Origin of the sequence: Vibrio sp. 10N.247.310.17 (genome assembly GCF_041466605.1) — a bacterium.
GTDB lineage: Bacteria > Pseudomonadota > Gammaproteobacteria > Enterobacterales > Vibrionaceae > Vibrio > Vibrio tasmaniensis_A.
Genome location: NZ_JBFSTC010000211.1, coordinates 1 through 1,697 on the forward strand (window position 1 = coordinate 1; position 1,697 = coordinate 1,697).

The following is a 1,697-nucleotide window of genomic DNA, read 5'->3' on the forward strand; positions in this document are numbered from 1 at the left end:
AAACTCACTCTACCTTTTACCCAGAAATCAAGCTCATCTAAGCGGAGAAGAGCCCTTTCCCTCATGCCTAGAGTTCTAACTTTGTCCCCAAATTCCTAATCCACTAGACCACTAGACCACTAGACCACTAGAGACTGTTCTTCAAACACAACTACGCACGAATACGTTGTTTAAGTGTTTCTAAGCTATTGAATAGTATAGAACAAAATAGAAGTTCTTGATTGATAACGTGCCTCGAATAGGAGGCAATGTGTGTTTGCACGGTTTTTAACTAGAAATTATATCAAAACTGAATTATATACATATTTTTCAGTTGGTTAGAGAGGGTGCTTAATATATGCTAAATACACCAATTCGTGCTGGCACGATATTAAAATGTTATATGCCAACAAGTAAAACCCTAACATTCTCAAGGATGGTGAAGAATGGTAAGTAAAAACAGCACATTACAAATGAATTTTGTAATGTTAATCGTCTTTTTGGGCTGTGCAGGTGTTTCGTTCCCATATCCTGTCATTGCCCCATTATTTTTAGGCGGTGAAACAACGAGTTTGACCCAGTGGTTAGGGTTGTCTCCAGAAATATTATTAGGGTTAGTCATCGCTGCTTATCCGTTGGGGATGGTTATTGGTAGCGCTTTACTCGGTTCAATTTCTGATAGTTTTGGTCGAAAAAAGCTATTAAGCATTTCGTTAGTATTTTCTGTTTTAGGTTATTTGTTGTGTGCATACGCGGTAGTTATTGAGAGCTATTTAGTATTTTTGCTTGCTCGATTTGCAATCGGTTTATGTGAGGGTAACGTTTCTGTAGCGCGTGCAATAGCCTCAGATTTATGCGAAGAAAAGGATAAAACGGTTGCTTTATCAAAGATAAATGCGGCTGTGTATAGCGGATTATTGGCTGGTCCTATTTTAGGTGGTTTAGCAGGCTCTCAATCAACAGAGTTTGTTTTTGTACTCGCTGCGATGGTTTATATTTTATGTTGGTTAATCGTTTTATTCTTAGTTCAAGAAACTAATACCGTGCATGCTGTCAAGTCTGTACTGCCAAATGTTAAACTGTTTAATAACAAGTTATATTTCCAACTATTACTGATTCAGCTTTTAATGGCTATAGGTACAAGTGGTGCGTACCATTTTATCCCTGTTTGGTTGACGAGCGTTCAAGGTTTTTCTCCAACTGAAATCGGTTTTTCGGCGGCAATAATGAGCGCTTTAATGATTTTAAGTAGTTTGAAGTTAGTCCCTAGAGTTTCCAACAAACTAAATAAAAAACAAATTTATGTCGTGTTTGGTTTGACACTCTCATTGCTTTATTTTTGCATGGTAGTGTTAACACCAAATCTATCACTCTTTGTATTTTTAGTGACCGGCATACCAATTTCGATTTTAAGTGGTGCATTTCCCGCTTACGTTGTACAAAAATTAGGAGAAGAGCGTTCTGGGCTATTGCTTGGTAGTTTATCTTCTATGACGAGTATAGCTTCGGTTCTGGTGGCGCTCGGAGGCTCTATGTTGTTAACTTTCGACCACGCTGCGCCTATCGCTGTTTCTTCATTGTTCTGTTTTTTAAGTGTTGGTCTATTTATGTTTGTGTTGAAAACCACCTCAGAAGAATCGCTATTGGAGCACCGAGTTAAAGGCATATAACTAATAAGGATTAAGGTGTTGCGTAGCCAACACTAAATCCCAAGTGTT

1 protein-coding gene is annotated in these 1,697 nt (G+C 38.1%); it reads left to right on the forward strand.

The features are described from left to right. Nucleotides 1-425: 425 nt before the first annotated feature. The gene (locus AB6D80_RS24910) at nt 426-1,649 is read left to right on the forward strand and encodes an MFS transporter (RefSeq protein WP_102503789.1); all 1,224 of its coding nucleotides are present in this window, start codon (nt 426-428) and stop codon (nt 1,647-1,649) included. Nucleotides 1,650-1,697: the final 48 nt, after the last annotated feature.

What these genes read in the sequence shown, in the direction of transcription:
- AB6D80_RS24910 (WP_102503789.1), top strand. Translation starts at nt 426, where the DNA reads ATGGTAAGTAAAAACAGCACATTACAAATGAATTTTGTAATGTTAATC.